At 71.3% G+C, this 22590-nt stretch carries 17 protein-coding genes; 10 read left to right on the top strand and 7 right to left on the bottom strand.

The window, feature by feature from the left end:
* Positions 1-6 precede the first annotated feature (6 nt).
* From LL239_RS04255 to LL239_RS04225, 7 genes are all read left to right on the top strand, one after another.
* Positions 7-1161, top strand: a complete 1155-nt coding sequence (locus tag LL239_RS04255) for a xylanase (RefSeq protein WP_228162203.1) — start codon at positions 7-9, stop codon at positions 1159-1161.
* 135 nt (positions 1162-1296) lie between these two features.
* Positions 1297-2424: a glycosyltransferase gene (locus tag LL239_RS04250; RefSeq protein ID WP_228162202.1), complete on the top strand. Its 1128-nt coding sequence runs from the start codon at positions 1297-1299 to the stop codon at positions 2422-2424.
* 58 nt (positions 2425-2482) lie between these two features.
* Positions 2483-2737 carry a glutaredoxin family protein gene (locus tag LL239_RS04245; protein ID WP_228162201.1) on the top strand — a complete coding sequence of 85 codons (255 nt, stop codon included), beginning with the start codon at positions 2483-2485 and terminating at the stop codon, positions 2735-2737.
* An 11-nt stretch (positions 2738-2748) separates the two neighbouring features.
* Positions 2749-3684 carry an amidohydrolase family protein gene (locus LL239_RS04240; protein WP_228162200.1) on the top strand — a complete coding sequence of 312 codons (936 nt, stop codon included), beginning with the start codon at positions 2749-2751 and terminating at the stop codon, positions 3682-3684.
* The gene (locus LL239_RS04235; protein WP_228162199.1) at positions 3674-4921 is read left to right on the top strand and encodes a kynureninase; all 1248 of its coding nucleotides are present in this window, start codon (positions 3674-3676) and stop codon (positions 4919-4921) included. The genes LL239_RS04240 and LL239_RS04235 overlap by 11 nt, the downstream gene beginning before the upstream one ends.
* A gap of 118 nt (positions 4922-5039) precedes the next feature.
* Positions 5040-6782, top strand: a complete 1743-nt coding sequence (locus LL239_RS04230; RefSeq protein WP_228162198.1) for a cation:proton antiporter — start codon at positions 5040-5042, stop codon at positions 6780-6782.
* A 123-nt stretch (positions 6783-6905) separates the two neighbouring features.
* The gene (locus LL239_RS04225; protein WP_228162197.1) at positions 6906-7379 is read left to right on the top strand and encodes a dehydrogenase; all 474 of its coding nucleotides are present in this window, start codon (positions 6906-6908) and stop codon (positions 7377-7379) included.
* 74 nt (positions 7380-7453) lie between these two features.
* Here the strand turns inward: LL239_RS04225 and LL239_RS04220 are convergent, their stop codons facing one another.
* From LL239_RS04220 to LL239_RS04210, 3 genes are all read right to left on the bottom strand, one after another.
* Positions 7454-9799: an ATP-binding cassette domain-containing protein gene (locus LL239_RS04220; RefSeq protein WP_228162196.1), complete on the bottom strand. Its 2346-nt coding sequence runs from the start codon at positions 9797-9799 to the stop codon at positions 7454-7456.
* Between the two features lie 274 nt (positions 9800-10073).
* Positions 10074-11612 (bottom strand): DEAD/DEAH box helicase, encoded by a 1539-nt coding sequence (locus tag LL239_RS04215; protein ID WP_228162195.1) that lies wholly within the window; start codon positions 11610-11612, stop codon positions 10074-10076.
* Positions 11613-11797: 185 nt separating this feature from the next.
* Complete coding sequence (locus LL239_RS04210) at positions 11798-12370, bottom strand: DNA-3-methyladenine glycosylase I (RefSeq protein WP_228162194.1); 573 nt, start codon at positions 12368-12370, stop codon at positions 11798-11800.
* A gap of 147 nt (positions 12371-12517) precedes the next feature.
* On the opposite strand from LL239_RS04210, the gene LL239_RS17745 reads away from it, so the two are divergent.
* The gene (locus LL239_RS17745; RefSeq protein ID WP_267188883.1) at positions 12518-12652 is read left to right on the top strand and encodes a hypothetical protein; all 135 of its coding nucleotides are present in this window, start codon (positions 12518-12520) and stop codon (positions 12650-12652) included.
* Positions 12653-12703: 51 nt separating this feature from the next.
* Here LL239_RS17745 and LL239_RS04205 read toward each other — a convergent pair whose 3' ends face one another.
* From LL239_RS04205 to LL239_RS04195, 3 genes are all read right to left on the bottom strand, one after another.
* A complete protein-coding gene (locus LL239_RS04205) occupies positions 12704-14806 on the bottom strand; it encodes an acyl-CoA dehydrogenase family protein (protein ID WP_228162193.1) in 2103 nt (700 codons plus the stop codon).
* 222 nt (positions 14807-15028) lie between these two features.
* A complete protein-coding gene (gene recQ / locus LL239_RS04200) occupies positions 15029-17068 on the bottom strand; it encodes a DNA helicase RecQ (RefSeq protein WP_228162192.1) in 2040 nt (679 codons plus the stop codon).
* A 70-nt stretch (positions 17069-17138) separates the two neighbouring features.
* Positions 17139-17357, bottom strand: a complete 219-nt coding sequence (locus tag LL239_RS04195) for a hypothetical protein (protein WP_228162191.1) — start codon at positions 17355-17357, stop codon at positions 17139-17141.
* Between the two features lie 69 nt (positions 17358-17426).
* Here LL239_RS04195 and LL239_RS04190 point away from each other — a divergent pair, with 69 nt between their 5' ends.
* Positions 17427-17765, top strand: a complete 339-nt coding sequence (locus tag LL239_RS04190) for a GNAT family N-acetyltransferase (RefSeq protein WP_228162190.1) — start codon at positions 17427-17429, stop codon at positions 17763-17765.
* Positions 17762-18784, top strand: a complete 1023-nt coding sequence (locus tag LL239_RS04185) for a pirin family protein (protein ID WP_228162189.1) — start codon at positions 17762-17764, stop codon at positions 18782-18784. The genes LL239_RS04190 and LL239_RS04185 overlap by 4 nt, the downstream gene beginning before the upstream one ends.
* Positions 18785-18928: 144 nt before the next feature.
* Here the strand turns inward: LL239_RS04185 and LL239_RS04180 are convergent, their stop codons facing one another.
* Positions 18929-22501: a S8 family serine peptidase gene (locus LL239_RS04180; protein WP_228162188.1), complete on the bottom strand. Its 3573-nt coding sequence runs from the start codon at positions 22499-22501 to the stop codon at positions 18929-18931.
* Between the last annotated feature and the right edge of the window lie 89 nt (positions 22502-22590).

Genomic DNA, 22590 nt, shown 5'->3' with positions numbered 1-22590 from the left:
ATACCGATGGTCACGCGCGCGCAACGACGCCGGCGGGCCGCACGGCGCGCACGCCTGCGGCGCACGATCGCCGCGGTGGTGGCGGTCGCCCTCATCGCGGTCGTCGTGATCGTGTTCGCGGTCGTGCGCGGATCGTCCGAGATCCCCGCCGCTCAGACCCGCCCGACCGCCTCCTCTGTCCCGAGCGCGGAGCCGACCCCGACCCCGACTCCCCTCACTCCGGCGCAGAGCCTGCTCTCGACCACCGCGGATCCGCGGGCATGCGCGGTGTCGTTCGCCGGCGACGGCATCGCCCTCGGTCCCCGACTGCAGACGCAGGACGCACGATACGAGGACCTCCCGATCCCCCGTTCGGACGGCCGCGTGTTCGCCGGGTGGTACGCCACCGCCGCCGATGCGAGCGCGCTCGCCCTGCCGGCGCGGGTCAACGGCGCCGACCTCGTCACGTGCACCGATCGTCAGAAGACGCTGCACGCGGGGTGGACCACCCCCGAGGCGAACAGGGCCGAGGACGCCGGCATCCCGATCCTCATGTATCACCAGTTCACGCGGAAACCCGAGGGCGAGGACACCTGGCTGCGGGCCAACTACCTCTACATCGGGGACTTCGACGCGCAGATGGCCTACATCCAGGAATCCGGGTTCTACCTGCCGACCTGGGACGAGCTGAGCGCCTTCATCGACGGGGCACTGTTCCTGCCGAAGCGCTCGGTCATCATCACCGACGACGACGCCGACAGCACGTGGCTCGAGCTGGCGGCACCGATCGTCGACGCACGGAACCTCCTCACCACTTCCTTCGTCATCACCTCGGCCCGCACCGAGGGCACCCCCAACCGCTTCGTCCTCCAGCGGTCGCACACGCACGACATGCACCGGGCCGGGGCGAACGGGAAGGGCCGCATGGTCAACGACGACGCCGACACGATCGCCGCCGACCTCGAGCAGTCCGCGGCGATCCTCGGCGTGAAAGAGGTCGTGGCGTACCCCTTCGGTCATCACGACGCCACGACCAAGGAGGGTGTGCGCCGGGCCGGCTTCGAGCTCGGCCGCACCGTGGAGCACGGCTACGTCCGCGTCGGGACGGACAAGCTCGCGTTGCCGGTGATCCGCGTGAACGAGGGCATGACCGTCGACGATCTGAGGGATGCCATCGGCTGAACGATGCCCTCATGTCAGCGCTCCCGCGGATGAACGTGCCGCTAGCTCTCAGGGAAATGATCCACAATCCCAAGTTGGGCACGCGTCGGCCGGTCTACGCTGTGTACTTCTGGCATCACCGAAACGCGAGCATCCATGGACCTCACCGTCATCGTTCCGACCTTCAACGAGGGTCCGAACGTCGCCGAACTCGTCCGTCGCACGACGGACGCGCTGCCCGGTCGCGCCATCGAGATCCTGTTCGTCGACGACTCCACCGATGACACCCCCGACATCATCCGCGCCGTCGCCGCGCAGGCGTCGGTCCCCGTCCGGCTCCTCCACCGCGACCGGCCCGTCGGCGGACTGGGCGGCGCCGTCGTCGACGGCATCCGGGCCGCGGCATCCGATTTCTGCGTCGTCATGGACGGCGACCTGCAGCACCCGCCCGAGGTCATCGCGGAACTGCTCGCGCGCGCCGAGGTCGGCGACGCCGACGTGGTCGTGGCATCCCGCTACATCGCCGGCGGCACGTCGGACGGGCTCGCCAACGCGGTGCGCACGCTCGTCTCCCGTGGGTCGACGCTGCTGACCAAGGCCATGTTCCCGCGGAAGCTGCACAACTGCTCCGACCCGATGACCGGCTTCTTCCTCATCGACCGCCGCGCACTCGACGTCGAGGATCTGCGTCCGCGGGGGTTCAAGATCCTGCTCGAGATCCTCGCCCGCAAGCAGATGCGCGTGGCCGAGGTGCCGTTCTCGTTCGCCCCGCGCTTCGCGGGCGAGTCCAAGGCCTCCTTCAGCCAGGGCATGCGCTTCCTCACGCAGCTGACGATGCTGCGCTTCGGCCGCATGTCGGCGTTCGCCCTCGTCGGTGGCCTGGGCGCCGTGGCGAACCTGCTCATCATGTGGGGTCTCACCGCGGTCGGCGTGCAGTACCTCGTCGCCGCTGTGATCGCCAGCGTGATCACGATCGTCGCGAACTTCCTCGCCCTCGAGTACCTCGTCTTCGCCGACATGCGCGAAGAGTCCGGTCTCATGCGCCACCGGTTCGTGAAGTCGTTCACGTTCAACGGCATCGAGGCGATCGTCCGCATCCCCGTGATCTGGCTGCTGGTCAACGAAGCGCATATCCAGAGCGTCGTCGCCGCCGGCCTGACCCTCGTCGCCGCGTTCGTCATCCGCTTCGTGTTCCACGCTCTGGTGGTCTACGCCCCCAAGAAGGCGCGCAACGCCCAGATCGCCGCGCTGCCCGAACCGCTCGAAGACGAACTCGCCGCCTGAGACGCCCCGGCATCCGACCGATCGGCCGACGCCCGTCTCAGCGGCGTACGCTGTTCACATGTCCGATGCCTCCATCCGCATGTTCGGCGCCGACTGGTGCCGTGACTGCATCCGCACGAAGAAGCAGCTCGACGAACTGGGCGTCGCCTACGAGTACGTCGACCTCGTCGCCGACCCCGCGGCGGCCGACGTGGCCAAAGAGATCTCGGGTCGGACGAACATCCCGGTCGTCGTCTACCCCGACGCCTCGCACCACGTCGAGCCCTCGAACGCCGACGTCGAGGCCAAACTCCGCGAGCTCGCGCTGATCTGACCCGTCGCCCGATGCTCACCGCCGCGTGGCCGGTCCGCCGTCACGCGACCGGTGAGACCGGTACCGCCCTGCCGGCGTTCATCGACCATCACGTCCACGCTCACCTCGTGGACGTGCACGCACTGCCGGCCGGTGGGATCGCGGGGGTGCTCGATCTCGGTGGCGACCCGGTAGCCCTCGCACGCCGGACCACGGGGCTCCCCCGCGTGACCTTCGCGGGCGCGTTCCTCACCGCCCCCGGCGGATACCCGAGCGGGCGGTCGTGGGCACCGGATGCCATCGTCCACACCGTCACCGATGCGTCGCCTCATCCCGGGGTTCCCGGCGGCGCCCGGACCGCGGTCGACGCGCAGGCCGACGCCGGTGCCGCTGTCATCAAGGTGGCCCTGAACGCCGATGCGGGGCCGGTGCTCTCGGACGCGGTGCTGGCGGCCATCCTGACCGCGGCCGACGAGCGGGGTCTTCCCGTCGTCGCGCACGCCCAAGGCGCCGGGCAGGTGGAGCGCGCGATCGACGCCGGTGTCGCCGCGCTCGCCCACGCACCCTCTGATCTGTCGCTGTCGCGACGCCTCCTCGCGCGGGCGGCCGACGCCGGGCAGATCTGGATCTCGACGCTCGACATCCACCGCGGGTCGGCGCGCGCCCGCGCGATCGGGCACCTCGCAGCCTTCGGGGAACGGGGTGGACGCGTGCTCTACGGCACCGACCTCGGAAACGGTCCGCTCCCGCTCGGCGTGAACCGCCGTGAACTCCTCGCGCTGCAGGAGGCCGGGATCCGCGGCGACGCGCTCGTGGCATCCCTCTGCGACCCGTGGCCCGCCCGCTCCGTCACCGATGCGGTCCGCAGTTTCATCGCCGGTCCCGTTCCCACCGACCTCGACCAGCTCGCGACGTGGCTGTCGCGGGCGAGCGTGGTCCCGACCGAGGAGCTCACCCGTGTCGACTGATCCGAGCGATCTGTTCGCCGTCGAGGCCCGCGCACTCGACGCCTCCGACCCCCTGGCCGCGCATCGCGACGCGTTCGTCGGCGCGGAGTCGTCGCTGATCTACTTCGACGGCAACTCCCTCGGACGTCCTCCGCGCGTCACGGCGCAACGGCTGGCCGACTTCGTCACCGGCCAGTGGGGCGGTCGGTTGATCCGGGGATGGGACGAGTCCTGGATGCAGATGCCCTTCCACCTCGGCGACCGCCTCGGCCACCTGGCCCTCGGGGCCGCAGCAGGGCAGACGGTCATCGGCGACTCGACGACCGTGCTGCTGTACAAGCTGCTCCGGGCGGCGCTCGCCGAGCGGTCGGCGGGAGATCCGGGACGTGTCGAGATCGTCGTCGGCCGCGACGACTTCCCGACCGACCGGTACCTGGTCGAGGGGATCGCCGCCGAGCGCGGCGCCCGGGTCGTCTGGGTCGATGTCGACACCACCCGCGGAGTGGATGCCGACGCGCTGCGAGGCGCCGTCGGCCCCCGAACCGCCGTGGTGCTGCTCAGCCACGTCTCCTACCGCTCCGGTTATCTGGCCGATGCCGGAACCCTCACGCGGATCGTGCACGATGCCGGCGCCCTCGTGCTGTGGGACCTGTGCCACTCCGCGGGGGCGGTTCCGGTCGAGCTCGACGCGTGGGGCGTCGACCTCGCGGTCGGCTGCACCTACAAGTACCTCAACGGGGGGCCGGGTTCTCCGGCCTTCGCCTACGTCGCCGCCCGCCACCAGGCCACGCTGGTCCAGCCGATCCAGGGATGGATGGGGGCGGCCGACGTCTTCGCGATGGGACCCGAGTACCGCCCCGCCGCGGGGATGCGACGGTTCTTGTCGGGGACGCCACCCGTTCTCGCCATGCGCGCGATGGAGGACACGCTCGATCTCATCGAGGATGCTGGGATCACGGCGATCCGCGCCAAGTCCGTGACCCTGACCGAGTTCGCCCTGCGCGTGAGCGACGGCATCCTGGCTCCCCTCGGCGTCCGCGTGGCCTCGCCACGGGACCCCGCGGAGCGCGGCGGTCACGTGACGCTGTCGCACCCGGCGATGCGAGCGGTCACGGCGCGATTGTGGGAGCAGGACGTGATCCCGGACTACCGCGACCCGCACGGTCTGCGGATCGGGCTCGCGCCGCTGACCACGAGCTTCGCCGAGACCCTCGCCGGGCTGACCGCCGTCGCCGAGGCCGTGCGGGCCGAGGGCTGACCGAACACGCCGTCCGCGCGTGCGGGCCGACGCCCTGAGCGAAGGCTCCGTCGCCCGGGCGCCTGCGGGACTCGGCGCGACGTGGTCGCCGACCCCGCCGCGGGTCTAGCCTCGGAGGGTGATCGACCCCCTCCTCATCGTCGTCGTCGGGATCGTGGTGGTCTCGCTGGTCACCGTCATCGCGCCCCGATTCAACGTCGCCGGGCCTCTCGTGCTCATGACGATCGGTCTCGGGGTGAGCCTGCTGCCGTTCGTCCCCGCGTTCGCGGTCGAGCCCGAGGTGATCCTCGTCGGGGTCCTCCCCCCGCTGCTGTACTCGGCGGCCGTCCAACTGCCCGCGATCGAGTTCCGCCGCGACTTCGCGCCCATCGCCGGTCTGTCGGTCCTGCTCGTGGTCTTCAGCTCCCTCGGACTCGGGCTGTTCTTCGCGGCGGTGATCCCCGGCCTCGGACTGGCGCTCGGCGTGGCCCTCGGCGCGATCCTCAGCCCGACGGATGCCGTGGCCACCTCGATCGCCAAGCGGCTCGGCATCGCGCCGCGCGTGGTCACGTTGCTCGAGGGCGAGAGCCTGCTCAACGACGCCACCGCGCTCGTGCTGCTGCGCACGGCCGTGGCGGCCGTGGCATCCGGGTTCGCGTTCGCCGATGCCGTCGGCAACTTCGCGTGGGGCGTTCTCCTTGCCCTCGCGCTGGGAGCGCTCGTCGGGTGGGGCAATCTGCGTATCCGGGAGCGGGTCAGCAACCCCGCGGCCAACACCGCGCTGAGCTTCACGGTGCCGTTCATCGCCTACCTCCCCACCGAGCACCTGGGCGGGTCGGGGCTGGTGGCGGCCGTCGTCGCGGGCATCGTCACCGGCCAGGGAGCGGCGCGGCGCTTCACACCGGAGCAGCGGGTGAGCGACCGACTCAACTGGCGCACCATCGAGCTGATCCTCGAGGGCGGCGTCTTCCTCGTGTTCGGCCTCGAACTGAAGGACATCGTGCGCGCGAACCTCCAGGAGCATGAGGGCCTCTGGCACGGCACGTGGCTCGCGCTCTCGGCGCTGGGGATCGCCCTGGCGGTTCGGGCCGTCTACGTCGCGGCACTCATCTGGCTGCAGGGCCGACGCAGTCGGGGCACTCCCCGCACCCGCGAACGAGCGCATCGAGCGAGCAAACGCGTCGATCGACTGGAGGAGGCGTATCGGAGCGACCCCGATGCCTTCGGCCGCCGCGGCGGCGACCCCGAGCACGCCCAGCGACGCTTCGCGTGGGCACGTCGGCGCATCACCCGGACGCTGGCCGATCTCGACTATTACCGCGATGCCCCGCTGGGCTGGCGGCACGGCACCGTGATCGTGTGGGCCGGGATGCGCGGAGTGGTCACGCTCGCCGCTGCGCAGACCCTGCCGCGCGAGACCGTCGACCGTCCGCTGCTGATCTTCGTCGCGTTCCTCGTCGCCCTGTTCAGCCTGCTCGTGCAGGGGATCACTCTGCCGGCGGTCGTGCGCGCCGTGGGCCTGGCCGGAGGCGGCGGCGAGGGGCCCACGCGCGAGGAGCAGCGAGCGCTGGATGCCGAGCTGCGCGGGGCGGCGGTCGCCGCCGTGACGTCGGGCACGCTCGCGCGGCGCAACGGCGAGCCCTTCCCGCCGGACCTCGTCGAGCGGGCCGGTGCGCGCCTGACCCGTCCGCCCGACGACGAGGTGACCGCACGCGCCCGCGACCTGCTCGAACTGCGGCTGGCGTCGATCGATGCGATGCGCCGGGAACTCAACCGCATCAGCCACGACGGCCGCTACAGCACCGCCGCCCTCCGACATGCCCTCGCCGAGCTGGATGCCGACCAGCTGAGCCTCGAGCTGCGCATCGACGGCGAGGACTAGCGCGCGAGACGCCTCGTCGTCCCGCTCGCGCGAGCGGGACGAACGCCATACCGCTGCGGAAGACGCCGCGCCGACCGGGGGGCGAGCGCCGGGGCGTGCGGCAGAATGGAAGCGGAGGTGCCCATGAGCGATCCGAACCCGACACCGACGTCGTCTGCGGACGCCGCGCGTGCGGCCGCACCGGTCGCCCACACGGCGGCCGACTGCCCGCAGTGCTTCACCGAGATGCAGAGCGACGGCGCCTGGTGGCGGGCTCGTCCCGCCGGCTCCCGTCTCGTCGGACTGGTCGTCTCGCGACCGGGCCTTCCATCGATCGTGCAGCAACGCGACGACCTCACCCGCTTCGGCGTCCCGATCGAAGGATTCCGTCATCCCGCGCCCGAGACGCTCGAGGACTGGGCGGCGCGCCTCGATCGCTTCTTCGGCACGCTGACCCGCGGGGACGTGCTCGTCGTCACCACGGTCGAAGCCCTCGGAGTCTCCCGCGCCGACGCGTCGCGTGCCGTGTCCGAGCTGCGTCAGCGCGGCGTCATCGTGAAGGTTCTCGCTCACGGAGACCGCCACTTGCACACGGCCACCGTCGCACCACCGGCGTGAGCCGGGCTGGAGCCTGAGGCGGCGGGCCCGCGACACAGCACCCCCGCCCCATCGCCTCTCCGGCGCCGAGGCGTTCAGGCGCCGACGTAGCGTGCGAGGTGCTCCCCCGTGAGGGTGGAGGCGTCGGCGACGAGTTCGGCCGGAGTCCCCTCGAACACGATCGTTCCGCCATCGTGGCCCGCTCCGGGACCGATGTCGATGATCCAGTCCGCGTGCGCCATCACGGCCTGGTGGTGCTCGATCACGACGACGGTGTTTCCGGCATCCACGAGGGAGTCCAACAGCGCCAGAAGCGTGTCGACGTCGGCGAGGTGAAGACCCGTCGTCGGCTCGTCGAGGACGTAGACCGCCCCCTTCTTCGCCATCGATATCGCCAGTTTCAGGCGCTGACGCTCGCCGCCGGACAGGGTGGTGAGCGACTGGCCGAGCGTGATGTAGCCGAGACCGACGTCGACGAGGCGCGCGAGTACGGCCACCGCGGGCCCCTGCGTGAGGAACGCGGATGCCTCGGTCACCGACATCTGCAGCACCTCGGCGATGTTCCTGCCCTGGAGGGAGTACTCGAGGACCTCGTCGGCGAAGCCCGTGCCGCCGCAGAGCTCGCACACCGTCTCGACGCTCGACTGGAACCCGAGCTCGGTCACGATGACGCCCAGCCCCGTGCACGCGATGCAGGCACCCTCGGAGTTGGCACTGAACAGCGCCGGCTTGACGCCGTTCGCCTTGGCGAAGGCCGAACGCACGGCATCCAGGATGCCGGTGTACGTCGCGGGGCTGCTGCGGCGCGACCCCTTGATGGGCGATTGGTCCACGACCACCACGTCGTCGAGGCCGGGCAGATTGCCGTGGATCAACGACGACTTGCCTGATCCGGCGACGCCCGTGATCACCGTCAGAATGCCGAGGGGCACGTCGACGTCGACGTTCCTGAGGTTGTGCTGCGACGCACCGCGGATCGGCATGGCCCCCGTGCGCGGGCGCACCGAGGACTTCAGTTGCGCTCGGTGATCGAGGAAACGCCCGGTGAGGGTGCCGGAGCCGCGGAGTCCGGCGACATCTCCGGCGTACTGGATGGTTCCGCCCTCTCGACCGGCACGCGGTCCCAGGTCGACGACGTGATCGGCGATCTCGATGACCTCGGGCTTGTGCTCGACGACCAGCACCGTGTTGCCCTTGTCGCGCAGCTGACGCAGAGTGTCGTTCATCCGCTGGATGTCATGCGGGTGCAGACCGGCCGTCGGTTCGTCGAAGACATAGGTGATGTCGGTGAGGCTGGACCCGAGATGGCGGATCATCTTGGTGCGCTGTGCCTCGCCGCCGGAAAGGGTGCCGCTGGCCCGATCGAGGGACAGGTATCCGAGCCCGATGTGGACGAAGGCGTCGAGCGTGTCACGCAGGCCCGTCGCGATCGGCGCCACAGACGGGTCGTCGATGCTCCGCACCCAGGCGGCGAGGTCGGTGATCTGCATGGCCGCGGCATCCGCGATGCTCACCCCGCCGATGCGGCTGGACCGGGCGCCCTCGTTCAGGCGCGTGCCTCCGCACGCGGGGCAGGCCACGAACGTCACTGCGCGATCGACGAAGGCGCGGATGTGGGGCTGCAGCCCCTCGCGGTCTTTCTGCAGCATGCTCTTGGTGATCTTCGGGATGAGTCCCTCGTACGTCATGTTGGTGCTCGCGATCCGCACCTTCGTCTGCTCGCCGTGGAGGAAGACCCGGCGCTCCTCGGCGCTGAAGTCGCGCACCGGTTTGTCGCCGTCCAGGAACCCCGACTCGGCGAAGATCCGCACCATCCACCCGTCCGCCGTGTACCCGGGAACGAGGATCGCCCCGCCGTTCAGGGACTTCGACTCGTCGACGAGTTGCGAGACGTCGACGTCGCTCACCTGGCCCAGACCCTCACAGTCGGGACACATGCCGCCGGTGATCTCGAACGATCGGCGCTCCTTCCGGCCCTTGCGGGCGCCCGTCTTGATCTCGACCGCACCGGCGCCCGAGATCGAGGGGACATTGAACGAGAAAGCCTGAGACGAGCCGACGTGGGGCTCACCGAGCCGGCTGAACAGCACGCGCAGCATGGCGTGCACGTCGGTCGCGGTCCCCACGGTCGAGCGGGCGTTCGGCGCCATGCGCTCCTGGTCGACGCGGATGGTGGCGCTGAGGTTCTCGAGCGCATCGACCTCGGGGCGCGACGGCTGCCCCATGAACTGCTGGACGAATGTGGGATACGTGTCGTTGATCAGCCGCTGGGACTCGGCGGCGATCGTGCCGAAGACGAGCGACGACTTGCCCGAACCGCTCACGCCCGTGAACACCGTGAGCCGCCGCTTGGGCACGTCGACGTCGACGTTCTTGAGGTTGTTCTCACGCGCGCCGCGCACGCGGATGACGTCGTGCGCATCGGCGGGGGCATCGGACATGGCGACTCCTCGGCTCAGTCGATCCTCAGTGTGGCGCAGGCCACCGACATCCGCGAGGCCGCCGCCGTCACCGTGGACCCTCCGGCGGAGCGCCGACCCGACACACCGGACCACGGCGATCCGCACCGGCGTGTCACCGCCGAACTCCGAACGACGGCACCCGGCGGCAGACACGACGGCCCCCGACGTCGGACACGACGTCGCGCCCCGGACACACCCGCAGACACGACGTCGCCCCCGCGGACGGATCCGCGGGGGCGACGGGGGACGGGGGTCAGCCCTGGGCGCGACGGTTGGTACGCGCGCCCCGACCGACGACCATGCCGGTCGTGGGAGCTCCGGATGCCGACCGCCCGGCACCCTGGGGGCGTGCGGTGTTCGAGCCGGTCCGGGCGTTGCCGCCGCCCTGTCCACGACCGGCACCGGAGCGCTGGCCCTGGCGTGCGGGCTGCGCGCCGTCGCCGGTCGAAGCACCCTGGCCGGCACCGCGGCCGCGGCGACGACGACCCTCGCCGGGCGCCGACGTTCGGGGCGCGGCATCCGAGGATCCCTGTCCGCGGGCCGCGCGCTTGCGCTGCGCGTTCGCGCCCTGCGAGCGGCCGCCGCCCTGCGGCGCGGCGACGATCGGCTCGGGCTTGACGTACGGGGCCACCTCGCCGACGAGGGCGACGACCTCGGGCGAGGCGGGGGTGACCGGCTGCGGGGTGACCGAGATCTTGGCCTTGCGCAGGATGTCGAGGGTGTCGCGACGCTGCTCGGGCAGCATGATCGTCACGACGTCTCCCGCCGAGCCGGCGCGGGCGGTGCGACCGGAACGGTGCAGGTAGGCCTTGTGCTCGACGGGCGGGTCGACGTGGACCACGAGCTCGACGCCGTCGACGTGTACACCGCGGGCGGCGACGTCGGTCGCGACGAGCACCCTGGCGCGACCCTCGCCGAACGCGGCGAGGTTGCGGTCACGTGCGGGCTGCGACAGGTTGCCGTGCAGGTCGACGGAGGGGATGCCCGCAGCGGTCAGTTCCTTGGCGAGCTTCTTGGCCTGGTGCTTCGTGCGCATGAACAGGATGCGGCGGGACGTGCCGGAAGCCAGCGTCCGCACGAGCTGCTTCTTGGCGTCCGCGTCGGCCGGCACGAAGACGTGGTGCGTCATCGCGGCGACGTGCGAGTGGGCCTCGTCGACCGAGTGCAGGACCTCGTTGCGGAGGAACCGCTTCACGAGCTTGTCCACGCCGTTGTCGAGCGTCGCCGAGAACAGCAGGCGCTGGCCGTCGGCGGGCGTGCGGGAGAGCAGGCGCGTCACGCCCGGGAGGAAGCCCAGGTCGGCCATGTGGTCGGCCTCGTCGAGGACGGTGATCTCGACCGCGTCGAGGCTCGCGAAGCCCTGACCGATGAGGTCTTCCAGGCGCCCGGGGCACGCGACCAGGATGTCGACGCCCGTGGCGAGCGCGTCGACCTGACGCTTCTGGTTCACGCCGCCGTAGACGGTGGTGGTGACGAGGTCGTACGCCGCGGCGAGGGGCTTGATGACCTCGTCGATCTGGTTGGCGAGCTCACGGGTGGGGGCGAGCACGAGCGCGCGGGGCTTGCGTCCGCGTCGGCGGTCGCTCTTCGCGGCGAGACGGGCCACGAGGGGCAGCGAGAACGCGAGGGTCTTGCCGGATCCGGTCTTGCCGCGACCGAGCACGTCCCGGCCCGCGAGGGTGTCGGGGAGGGTGTCGGCCTGGATCGGGAACGGCTCGTTCTTGCCCTGCTCGGCGAGCACGGCGATGAGCGGCGCGGGCACGCCGAGGTCGGTGAAGGTCTGGGACGTCATGAAGTCTCCTGCCGGCGCGCACGCGCGCACGGCGGTTCGGGATGCCGCGATGCTGCGGCTGCAATGGGCGAAGGCGCCGGGTGGCGCATCCGTTCGCCGTGAAGGTCAAAGGCCCGCGGGAAGGGGGCCGGTGCGTTCGACGACGCGGGGAGCGAGAGCTCCGACCACCAGTCTAGCGGGTGCGGTCAGGCGGCCGCTCGCCAGCACCCGGCGACGTGGTCGTCGACCATGCCCGACGACTGCATGAGCGCGTACATCGTGGTGGGGCCGACGAAGCGGAAGCCGCGTCGGCGCAGCTCCTTGCTCATCGCCTCGGACTCGGGCGTGACGGCCGGCACTTCGGCGAACGTCGACGGAGGCGTGTGCTCCGCGGGAGCGAACGACCACAGCAGGGCGTCGAGCTCTCCGTCGGCCATGTCGGCGACGAGCCGGGCATTGCCGATCACGGCCTCGATCTTGCCGCGGTGGCGGATGATGCCGGCATCCTGGAGCAGCCGATCGACGTCGTCGGGCCCGAACGCGGCGACCGCCGCCGGCTCGAACCCGTGGAACACCTCGCGGAAGCGCGGCCGCTTGCGGAGGATCGTGATCCACGACAGCCCCGCCTGGAAACCCTCGAGGCTCATCTTCTCGAACAGCGGGCGGTCGCCCCGCAACTCGGTGCCCCACTCCTCGTCGTGATAGCGCCGGTACTCGGGGTCGTCGCCGGCCCACGCGCAGCGGGCGCGGCCGTCGGCGTCGAGGATCAGGTCGCTCATGAGCTCAGACTAGACAGGGGGTCGGACATCGCGTCCCGCGACCCCTGGCCCGCTGGGCGGCGCACCGCTACCCTCCGGACATGCACACCGTTCCCCCTGGGCCCCCGCCGCACCCGCGTCTCGCTGTACCTCGGCCTCGTCCTCGCCGTGATCATGATCGTCGTCGGCATCGTCGCCGTCGGGGTCGACGGTCCGCCGTGGTTCGCGATCGTGATGCTGGTGGCCGGGGTGGCCATCGGCGCCCTCGCGATCGTGCGCCTCCTCCTGCTTCACCGCACCTGACGACGCAGAAGGGGCGGCGGCCCCCAGGACCACCGCCCCTCCTCCGCGCGGTTACTTGCCGGGCTTCTTCTCCGGCACGGGGGCGTTGCCCGACGCCCGCAGCGCGGCGTAGTAGGACGCCGCCTCGTTCTGCCGCTCGTCCTCGACACCGGTCGCGATCGCGGCGCGGATGTGCTCGGGACCGTAGCCGAAGGCATCCACCAGGTCTTGCGCGTGCGGACGCAGCCGCACGCAGAGCCGGTCGATGTAACTCGACACCGCCGCCGCGCGCTGCGTCGACAGGCGGCCGTTGATCAGGTACCAGGCGAGGTGCTTCTCGATGAGCTGCAGACCGAACAGATCGCGCAGCCACGTCAGCACCTGCCGGGTGTTGTCGTCGTTCACCCGATTGATCGCGTCGGTGAAGGCTTCCCACTGCAGCAGTTCGCCGTGCGCCCGCGCGGCTTCGATCAGTTCCGCCTGGTTCTCGTTGAACAGCGCCGCCGCGTCTTCGCGGGAGAGCTTGGATGCCGGGCGCAGCCGTCCCGCGATGTCGGCGACCATCTGCTGCACGCGGTCGGCGAGCAGTTCGTGCTGCTGCTGAGCGCGCAGACCCTTCTCGACCGAACGCGCCGTGGAGCCGCGGTCGGTCACGGCCTGTCCCAGCTGACGCAGCCCGGCACCGTGGAAGAGCTTCCCGGCGGTCTGGCCGACCGCGAAGGCGGCCAGCGCCTTGGCATCCTTGCCCTTGAACTGACGCGCGTAGTCCGCGAGCAGGCGCTTGCCGACCAGCTGAAGCAGCACGTTGTTGTCACCCTCGAACGTCACGTAGATGTCGAGGTCGGCACGCAGGCCCACGAGTCGGTTCTCGAACAGAAAGCCCTGACCGCCGCACGCCTCGCGCGACTCCTGCAGGGTGTCGAGAGCGTGCCAGGTGGACAGGGGCTTCAGTGCGGCCGCGAGGGTTTCGAGGTCCTCCCGGTCGGCATCCGTGTCGAGCCGTCCGCTGAAGACGCCGTCGAACTTCTGCAGGAACTCGTCGTGCGCGAAGATCTCGGCGTACGTCGTGGCCAGTCGCGGCAGCAGGCGGCGCTGATGCTTGCCGTAGTCGAGCAGCGTCACCTCGGGGGTTCCGCTGCCGGAGTCGAACTGCCGGCGCTGGTTGCCGTAGGTGACCGCGATGGTCAGGCCGATCGCCGACGCCCACGCGGCCGCGCCGTCGAGCGAGACGCGGCCCTGCACGAGCGTGCCGAGCATCGTGAAGAAGCGGCGCCCGGGGCTGGCGATGTCGCTCGAGTACGTGCCGTCGGCGGCGACGTCGCCGTACCGGTTCAGCAGGTTCTCGCGCGGGACGCGGACCTGGTCGAAGTGGAGGCGCCCGTTGTCGATGCCGTTCAGGCCGCCCTTGAGGCCGTCGTCCTCGCCGCCGATTCCGGGGAGGAACGCGCCGTTCTCGTCGCGCAGCGGCACGTAGAAGCAGTGGACGCCGTGGTTGACGCCGTTGGTGATGAGTTGCGCGAACACCGTCGCGGCCTTGCCGTGCAGGGCGGCGTTGCCCAGGTAGTCCTTCCAGGCGCCGCGGAACGGCGTGTGGATGACGAACTCCTCGGTCTCGGGGTCGTAGGTCGCCGTCGTACCGATCGCCGCGACATCCGAGCCATGACCGGTCTCGGTCATCGCGAACGCACCCGGGATATCGAGGCTCATGATGCCGGGGAGCCACTTCTCGTGGTGCTTCTCGGTGCCGAGTTGCAGGACGGCCGAACCGAACAGGCCCCACTGGACGCCGGACTTGATTTGCAGGCTCGGGTCGGCGGCCACGAGCTCTTCGAACCCGGCGATGTTCGCGCCGTTGTTCTCTTCGCCGCCGAACCGCTTCGGGAAGGCGCGGTGCACGGCCTTGCGTGCCACGAGCTCGTGGAGCTGCCCGAGCGTGCGCGCCCGGTGGGCGTCCATGCCGAGGCTGTCGTCGCGCCAGAACAGCGGGTCCTTCAGCATCTCGCGCGCCTCGCGGCGGGTGTCGCCCCACGTGCCGAGGAGCAGATCGGTGACGCGCTCGATGTCGATGCGGTTCTCAGCGGCCTCGGCGGCGGAGTGCGCGGCGGTGGGCGCACCTCCGACAGGCGTGCGCGTGCTCATGGCGGGCGTGACGGGACGGACGGCGGCGTCGGTCATTTCGGCACCTTTCGACGTTGCAAAGGGATGCCTCCACGGTAGGAGTCCCACAACAGCCGATCAAACATTGTGTGAAGTACGCACAAGCTCGCCGGGCGACGTCGCCGGAGGTGGTTGTGGGGCGTCAACATCCCCGCTCGCGAGACGGGCGGAGGGGCGCTCGGCGCGCAGCGGTGGTCCGCGCAGAGGTCGATTCGGCCCGTCCGTGCTGCCGCGGCCGGGTCAGTGCTGGGCCACGACCGTCAGGAGGCCGTCGCCGTACGCCTCGCGCTTCTTCGCGCCGATGCCGGTGATGCCGTCCAGGTCGGACAGGGATGCCGGACGCGCGGCCGCGATCGCCCGCAGCGTCGCGTCGCCGAAGACGATGTAGGCGGGAACCCCTTGCTCGCGCGCCTGTTCGGCGCGCCACGAGCGGAGCGCCTCGAAGAGGTCGCGATCGCCGGCGGCGACGTCATCCGCACTGGATTTCCGCGGCCGGCTCGCGCCGCCGCCCCCGGAGCGGCCGAGCGCGTCGCGGCGCAGCGGCACCGCGGTCTCGCCGCGCAGCACGCCGACCGCGGCCTCGCTGAGCCCCAGCGTGCCGTAGTCGCCCTGGGCGACGACGATGCCCCGCGCGAGCAGCTGCCGGACGACGCTGCGCCAATCCTGATCGGACAGGTCGGCGCCGAGTCCATACGTGGTCAGGCGGTCGTGCCCCTGCTGCGCGATGCGGTCGGTCTTTGCCCCCCGCAGGATGTCGATGAGATGCCCGGCGCCGAACGCCTGCCCGCGCTCTCGCTGCAGACGCACGATCGTCGACAGCAGCTTCTGGGCGGCGACGAGACCGTCCCACGTGTCGGGCGGGGTGAGGCACGTGTCGCAGTTGCCGCACGGCTCAGACTGCTCACCGAAGTAGGCCAGCAGGTTCTGCCGGCGGCACCCGACCGTCTCGCACAGCGCGAGCATGGCGTCGAGGTGCTGACCGAGGCGCATCTTGTACGACCGGTCGCCCGGCGACTGATCGATCATGCGCCGCTGCTGCACGACGTCGCCGAGACCGTAGGCCATCCACACCACCGACGGGTCACCGTCGCGGCCGGCGCGACCGGTCTCCTGGTAGTAGCCCTCGACGGACTTCGGCAGGTCGATGTGCGCGACGAAGCGCACGTCGGGCTTGTCGATGCCCATGCCGAACGCGATGGTCGCGACCATGACGACCCCGTCGTCGCGCAGGAAGCGCGACTGGTGCGCCGCGCGGACGGATGCGTCGAGACCCGCGTGGTACGGCAGGGCATCGAGCCCCTGCGCGGCGAGGTAGGCGGCGGTCTGCTCCACGCTCTTCCGGCTCAGGGCGTAGACGATGCCCGCCGAGCCCTCGGGCTGCGAGCGGATGAAGGACACGAGCTGCCGCCGCGGGTCGACCTTGGCTTCGATCCGGTACTGGATGTTCGGTCTGTCGAAGCTGGCGATGAACGTGCGCGCGTCGCGGAGCCGCAGACGCTCGACGATCTCGCGCGCCGTCTCGGGCGTCGCGGTGGCGGTGAGAGCCATGCGCGGGACGCCGGGGAACCGGTCGGCGAGGTCGCCGAGCGCGAGGTAGTCGGGCCGGAAGTCGTGGCCCCACTGCGACACGCAGTGGGCCTCGTCGATCGCGATGACGCTCAACCGCCCCCGCGAGAGCAATCCGAGGGTCTGCGCGCCGTTGAGACGTTCGGGCGCGACATAGAGGAGGTCGAGGTCGCCCGCGAGGTAGGCCTGCTCGACGGCCTGCCGTTCCGCGGGGGCTTGCGTCGAGTTGAGGTACGCCGCCCGGACACCGTTCGCGACGAGCGCGTCGACCTGGTCGTGCATGAGGGCGATCAGAGGGCTGACCACGAGCCCGGTCCCGGGGCGCACGAGGGCGGGCACCTGGTAGGTGACGCTCTTGCCCCCGCCGGTGGGCATCAGCACGACGGCATCCCCACCGTCGATCACCCGCTGGACGATCGCGGCCTGATCGCCCCGGAAGGCGTCGTAGCCGTAGACCTCGTGGAGCACCTCGCGCGGATCGCGCCCCGTGAAGTCGCGCACGTCGGGCAGCTCGCGGGCCGTGCCGGTCGCGACGGCGGCGCGGGCGAACGGCGAGGCCGCGGCATCCATCGGCGGGGGCGGAGCGTCGGGATCGTCGGGCGGGGCGAAGAGATCGGGGTCCCAGTCGGCACCCGCGTAGGGGTCGTCGTACGCGTCGAGCGCCTCGGGAGGGGCGTCGGCGTACGGCTCGGGAGCGGCGCCGGGGAAAGTCACCCGTCCACGGTAACCCGGGGTGGCGACATCGATCCGGCGCAGTCCACGGGGTTCGGGCTGTGGAGGAGGGTCACCGCGCCAGCACCGTGCCCCGGCGCGGACGCCGCGAGAGCGCCCAGCTCGTCGCCCCGGCCAGGATGAGCACCGCGACGATCACGAAGCCGAACAGGTCGACGTCGATACCCGCGACCGCGCCCTGGGCATGCGCGGACGCGACATCCCCGACGCCGCCGCCTGGGCCGCCGAGACCGTGCTGGACTCCATCCGCGGTCGCGGCTGAGATCCGCACCGCCGCCGGGATGGCGGAACAGCGCGCACCCTGCGAACGTTGGAGACAGTACCGACGACCGGAGGCGACATGACCGATGCAGTGACCGTGACCCGCAACGATGAGGCCCACCGCTACGAGGTGCACCTGGACGGTGAGCTGGGCGGCTTCCTCGAGTTCCGCCCCGCGGGCGAGGGCCGCGTCGTCCTCCCCCACACCGAAGTGGACCCGGCGTTCACGGGCAAGGGTCTCGGCTCCGCTCTCGCGAGCGAGGCGCTGTCCGATCTCGCACGCCGCGGCGATGCCGTCATCCCGACGTGCCCGTTCGTCGCGCACTACCTGCGCGAGCACGACGTCGCGGGGCTCGTCATCGACTGGCCGAACCGCGAAGACGCCGCCGACTCCGCCGACCCCGGCGAACCGGCATGACGCGACTCGACGTCGCTCCGGAGGCGACCGAGGGCCCGGTCGAGTGCGACGGGCCGCGGGCCCTCGTGGTCGAGGCGCGCGACGTGCCGCTCGGCGGCGTCCGGGCCATGGAAGTACACCGCACGCTGCCGCACCGGGCTCTGCCGATGGTGGGCGCCTGGTGCTTCCTGGACCGGTTCGGTCCGCAGGAGACCCTCATGCGCGTCGAACCGCACCCGCACATCGGCCTGCAGACGGTGACGTGGCCCATCATCGGAGAGGTGCGGCACCGGGATGCCGTCGGCAGCGACGTCGTGGTGCGCCCGGGGGCTCTGAACCTCATGACCAGCGGTGAGGGCATCGCGCACTCGGAGTACTCCGTCGGGGAGACCCCGATTCCCCTCGACGCCCTGCAGCTCTGGGTCGCGCTGCCCGAGTCGCGGCGCCACGGCGGGCCGGCGTTCGAGCGGCACGAGAACCTCCCCGTCCTCGACCTCGGCGACGGCGCCGACGCGGTCGTCGTGATGGGCGAGCTCGGCAGGGTGGCGTCCCCCGCGACGGTGCACACTCCCCTCGTGGGCGCCGAACTCCGCCTCCCGGCGGGGACGCCGGTGCGGGTGCCGTTGCGGCCCGACTGGGAATATGCCCTTTACGGCATGGTCGGTTCCGCGGCGGTCGAGACGGGAATGGATGCCGTCGATGCCGACGCCGCCAGACGCACGACGCCCCTCGCGGTGGCCGGGGCCACGGCATCCGTCGACGATTCCCGCCTGCTGTACCTGGGCACGGGCCGGGCTCACGTGGACATCGTCGCCGCCGAGGACGCCCGGGTGTTCCTGCTGGGCGGTGAGCCCTTCGAGGCGGACATCGTGATGTGGTGGAACTTCGTGGGGCGTTCGCACGACGAGATCGTCGAGGCGCGCGAGGCGTGGGAGGCGCGGGCGCCGCGCTTCGGAGCGGTCATCGACCACGGCCCCGAGCGCATCCCGGCGCCTCCTCTTCCCGCGGTGCGCCTGACGCCCCGTCGCCGCAGGGTGTAGCCGCCGCGGGGCGACCCCGGAGGCGCCGCGAGACGGCGGCCGCGCTCGGTGCCGACGCCGACGGGCCGCGAGACCGCACACCTCGCCCCGCACGCACGAACGCGGCGCCCGAGCCGGAGCCCGGGCGCCGCGTCGGCGTGAGGATCAGCGCAGCACGATGAACGCGCTGTACGCCTTCGAGGCCTCGACCGTCTCGCTGCCGGCGTACTCCGCCTCCACCACGCGCAGGCCCCGTGTCTGCGGGTCGAGCGTGATGGTGGCGCGACCGTCCTCGAGGGTCGCGGTGTAGGGCATGCCGGCGACGGTCACCGTCACCTCACCCGTGGCCGCGGGGCCGCCCGACGGGCGCACCTTCACGGTGAGCGTGTACGTGTCGGACGTCCGGCCCACCCACGGATCGACCGAGACCGTCGTCCGCGAGGAGGCCACCACGGGCACGCCCGCGCTGTCCGCGGTACCGGTGAGCCCGGTGTCCCCGGCCGTCGCGGTGACCCGCACCGAGAGGACGGTCCCCACGTCGGCGCGCGTGACGCGGTACGTCGGCGACGTCGCGCCCTCGATGGGCTCGCCACCGCGCAGCCACTGGAACGCCGTCGTCACCTCGGCCGGGTCCCACGTGCCGGCGGTCGCGGTGAGGGTGCGACCGACCTTGGGTGTGCCCGACACCGTCGGCGCCTCGACGACGACGGGCGCGGCCTGACCGGAGTCGACCGTCAGCACCGTCTGGACGCCCGACTCGCCGTACTGCACGACGCCGAGGTAGCGCGTCTCGGGCCGCAGACCCTGCCACGACAGCTCGTACGTCGTGGCGACGCCCTGCTCGACCGGCACCGGGTTGGGTGTGGCGGCGAGTTGCCCCTCGCCCCCGGCCTGGACGTTCGCGGAGGTCATGTCCCACGTGAACGGCGCCGTGAACGAGTAGATGTTCGCCTCGACGAGGTAGGTGCCGGGGGTGGGGTTCGGCAGCGACACCCGCTCGTCGGCCGAGGCCGACGCCGAGGTGAACCGCTCGTAGTACCGCAGGTCTTCGGCGCTCACCACGCGGGACACGAACAGGTCGAGGTCGCTGCCGGTGTCGTCGGACGAGTCGAGGTCGAAGCGCGAGAGGGCGGTTCCCTCGGGCACGTCGACGATCCACCGCACGTACCCGTCGGCATCACCGGAGTCCTGGTCCCCCGAGTGCCCCTCGACCGGGTTGTCGGGGTCGGTGAGCACAGTCGCGGCCGCGAGGCCCGACACCGTCAGCGGCAGGTCGCCGCTCACGCCGGGGAGGATCTCGACCGCTGTCGTGCCCGACAGCCCGGTTCCCGACACCTCGGCCGGAGCCTCGGCGGTCGTGGGACGCACCGCGATGGGCGAGCGCACCTGGGTGTCACCGTTCGCCCACGTGAGGAAGCCGGTCGTCCACTCCTCGGCCGGAGCGGTCGTGCGAGAGAACGTGACCGTGAACGTCTGCGTCTCGCCGGCGGCGCCGAAGGTCAGCGTCGACGGTTCGACGGTGGCATCCAGGCCGGGCACCTCGATGGATGCCGAGAACGTCCCCGCCTGCGTCGAGGTGACCGTCCGCGTGACGGTCTGGGGCTTGGCGAGCGAACCGATCGAGATGGATGCCAGGTTCAGGTCGCTGCCGTCGATCGGCTCGACGCCGAAGTCCTCGAGGCCCTTGCCCTGCAGGAAGGCCGCCCAGTCGGCGGGACCGTTGAGGTACAGCAGGCCCGGGTCGAAGTACTTCGTCGGGTCGACGTGCCCCGCACCCTGCGCGAACGGGTCCTGCGCCGGATCGCCGTCGACATCCACAGTGTCGTAGGCGGTGGTCATCATCGCCGACTTGACCTCGGCGGGAGTGGCCAGCGGCCGCTCCCCCAGGTACAGCGCGGCAAGCCCCGCGACGTGCGGCGACGACATCGACGTCCCGGAGAGGAACTCGAACGTCGGCTCGGCACCCTCGGCGTTCGCGGCGGCGGCGAGGATCGCCACGCCCGGAGCCGAGACGTCCGGCTTGAGCACATCGCTGCCGTCGGCGAGCATCGGGCCGCGGCTGGAGAAGCCCGCCACCTGCGGCGTCGGCGTCTCCTCGCCCGTGATGTTCTCTCCGATCAGGGTGGCCGTGGCATCCGGAGTCCCCTGCACGTAGGCGAGCAGGTCGTCGCGGTAGCGCGCGTCGATGTGCACGGTCGGCACCGAGTGGAAGTCGTTGTCGACCGAGGCGGGCGTGACGTTGACGAGGATCATGCCCACGCCGCCGGCGTCCTTCACGGCCTGCGACTTCTCGACCCGGGCGTTCTGCCCGCGGTCGCACACGACGATCTTGCCCTCGGCCTGCGTGGCGTCGAGCGAGCCCAGCAGGCACAGCGCGGCGTTGGCGGGATCGGTTCCGGATGCCGCGATGTCGCCGGCGTAGACGACGGGAGCGGTGACCCCCTCGCCCGCGGGGACCGAGACCGAGGCCCCGGCGGCCTGGAAGCCGTCGGGCAGCGTCACGGTGCCCTCGTAGGTGGGGATCGTGGATGCCGCGACGGTGGTGTACCAGGGCGAGGCGTGGTCGGCGGTCGAGGCGTCCGGGCCGGAGTTCCCGGCCGAGACGGCGACGAAGATGCCGGCGGCGGCGGCGTTGAAGAACGCCGCGTCCTCCAGCGCGAGCGTCGTCGTGGCGGCGCCTCCGCCGATGGAGTAGTTGATGACGTCCACGCCGTCGGCCACGGCCGCATTGATCGCGCCCAGCAGATCGCTCAGCGCGCAGACGTCGTCGGTGGTGACGAGCGGATCGGGGCCGGAGTAGCACGCCTTGTATGCGGCGACCTTGGCGGCCGGGGCGACGCCCGAGATGGCACCGAAGTCGATCCCCTCGACGCTGGCCTGCACCCCGTTGTTGCCCGCGGCGGTGCTGGCGGTGTGCGAGCCGTGTGCGTCGCCGTCGCGCGGCGAGCGGTAGTCAGCCTCGAACGTGAAGCCGGTCGCCGCGGCGCCCTGGTCGAAGTAGCGCGCGCCGACGAGCTTGGTCGAGTAGTCCTCGACCGACCAGCCGTCGCCCGTGGCCACGCGCGGCGACCGGAAGTCGGTGCCGTCGGCCTTGCGGTACACGACGTCGTTGCCGTCGAGATAGGGCTCATCGCCGGGGGTGGTGCCGAGCGGGTCGCCCGCGAACGACGGGTTCTCGGGCGCGATGCCCGTGTCCACTACACCGACCACGACGCCCTCACCGGCCGCGTCGATCCCGCCGACCTGCTGCCACACGCCGCCCTCGCCCTCGAGCCCGAGGAACTCCGTGGACGGCACGGCCGCCGGGTGGCGGATCTCGTCGGGGACGACCTTCTGCACGCCCTCGGTGGCCGCGAGCTTCGCGGCCTGATTCGGGTCCATGGCGGCGCTGAAGCCGTTCACGGCGAGCGTGTACGAGTAGTCGGCGTCCACTCCGACTTCTGCGGCGACGTCCTTCTGTCGCTGCTCGAGGAAGGCGGAGTACTCGCGGACGGCGTCCGAATCGGTGTCCAGCCGCGCCTCGTCCGACTTCGTCGCGCGCAATCCGGCCTCGCCGCCGTCATAGGTGGCGACCGGGGCCTCGTCGAGCACGACGATGTAGCGGCCCGAGGACGATTCGATGGGTGTGGGGGGCGTCACCCCCTCGTCCACGACGGCGGCCTGCACGGAGGTGACTCCGGCAGCGGTGAAGAGCCCGGCCAACGCGATGACCGCGGCCGAACGCAGGGTACGACCCATAGTGCGCTCCAAACGGGGGGATGAATTGAGCGATGTGCGCGACAACGACGGCGCGCGTCGCACAAACATAACTCACGGCAAATTCATCA

It is taken from the genome of Microbacterium testaceum, from assembly GCF_020781835.1.
Lineage (GTDB): Bacteria > Actinomycetota > Actinomycetes > Actinomycetales > Microbacteriaceae > Microbacterium > Microbacterium testaceum_H.
Note: the sequence above shows the minus strand (reverse complement) of the source record. Positions and strands in the feature narration are given on the sequence as shown.

Excerpts from the sequence above, each read along its gene's own strand:
- LL239_RS04255 (WP_228162203.1), top strand. The coding sequence starts at position 7 with ATGGTCACGCGCGCGCAACGACGCCGGCGGGCCGCACGGCGCGCACGC.
- LL239_RS04250 (WP_228162202.1), top strand. The coding sequence starts at position 1,297 with ATGGACCTCACCGTCATCGTTCCGACCTTCAACGAGGGTCCGAACGTC.
- LL239_RS04245 (WP_228162201.1), top strand. The coding sequence starts at position 2,483 with ATGTCCGATGCCTCCATCCGCATGTTCGGCGCCGACTGGTGCCGTGAC.
- LL239_RS04240 (WP_228162200.1), top strand. The coding sequence starts at position 2,749 with ATGCTCACCGCCGCGTGGCCGGTCCGCCGTCACGCGACCGGTGAGACC.
- LL239_RS04225 (WP_228162197.1), top strand. The coding sequence starts at position 6,906 with ATGAGCGATCCGAACCCGACACCGACGTCGTCTGCGGACGCCGCGCGT.
- LL239_RS04220 (WP_228162196.1), bottom strand. The coding sequence starts at position 9,799 with ATGTCCGATGCCCCCGCCGATGCGCACGACGTCATCCGCGTGCGCGGC.
- LL239_RS04215 (WP_228162195.1), bottom strand. The coding sequence starts at position 11,612 with ATGACGTCCCAGACCTTCACCGACCTCGGCGTGCCCGCGCCGCTCATC.
- LL239_RS04210 (WP_228162194.1), bottom strand. The coding sequence starts at position 12,370 with ATGAGCGACCTGATCCTCGACGCCGACGGCCGCGCCCGCTGCGCGTGG.
- LL239_RS04205 (WP_228162193.1), bottom strand. The coding sequence starts at position 14,806 with ATGACCGACGCCGCCGTCCGTCCCGTCACGCCCGCCATGAGCACGCGC.
- LL239_RS04190 (WP_228162190.1), top strand. The coding sequence starts at position 17,427 with ATGACCGATGCAGTGACCGTGACCCGCAACGATGAGGCCCACCGCTAC.
- LL239_RS04185 (WP_228162189.1), top strand. The coding sequence starts at position 17,762 with ATGACGCGACTCGACGTCGCTCCGGAGGCGACCGAGGGCCCGGTCGAG.
- LL239_RS04180 (WP_228162188.1), bottom strand. The coding sequence starts at position 22,501 with ATGGGTCGTACCCTGCGTTCGGCCGCGGTCATCGCGTTGGCCGGGCTC.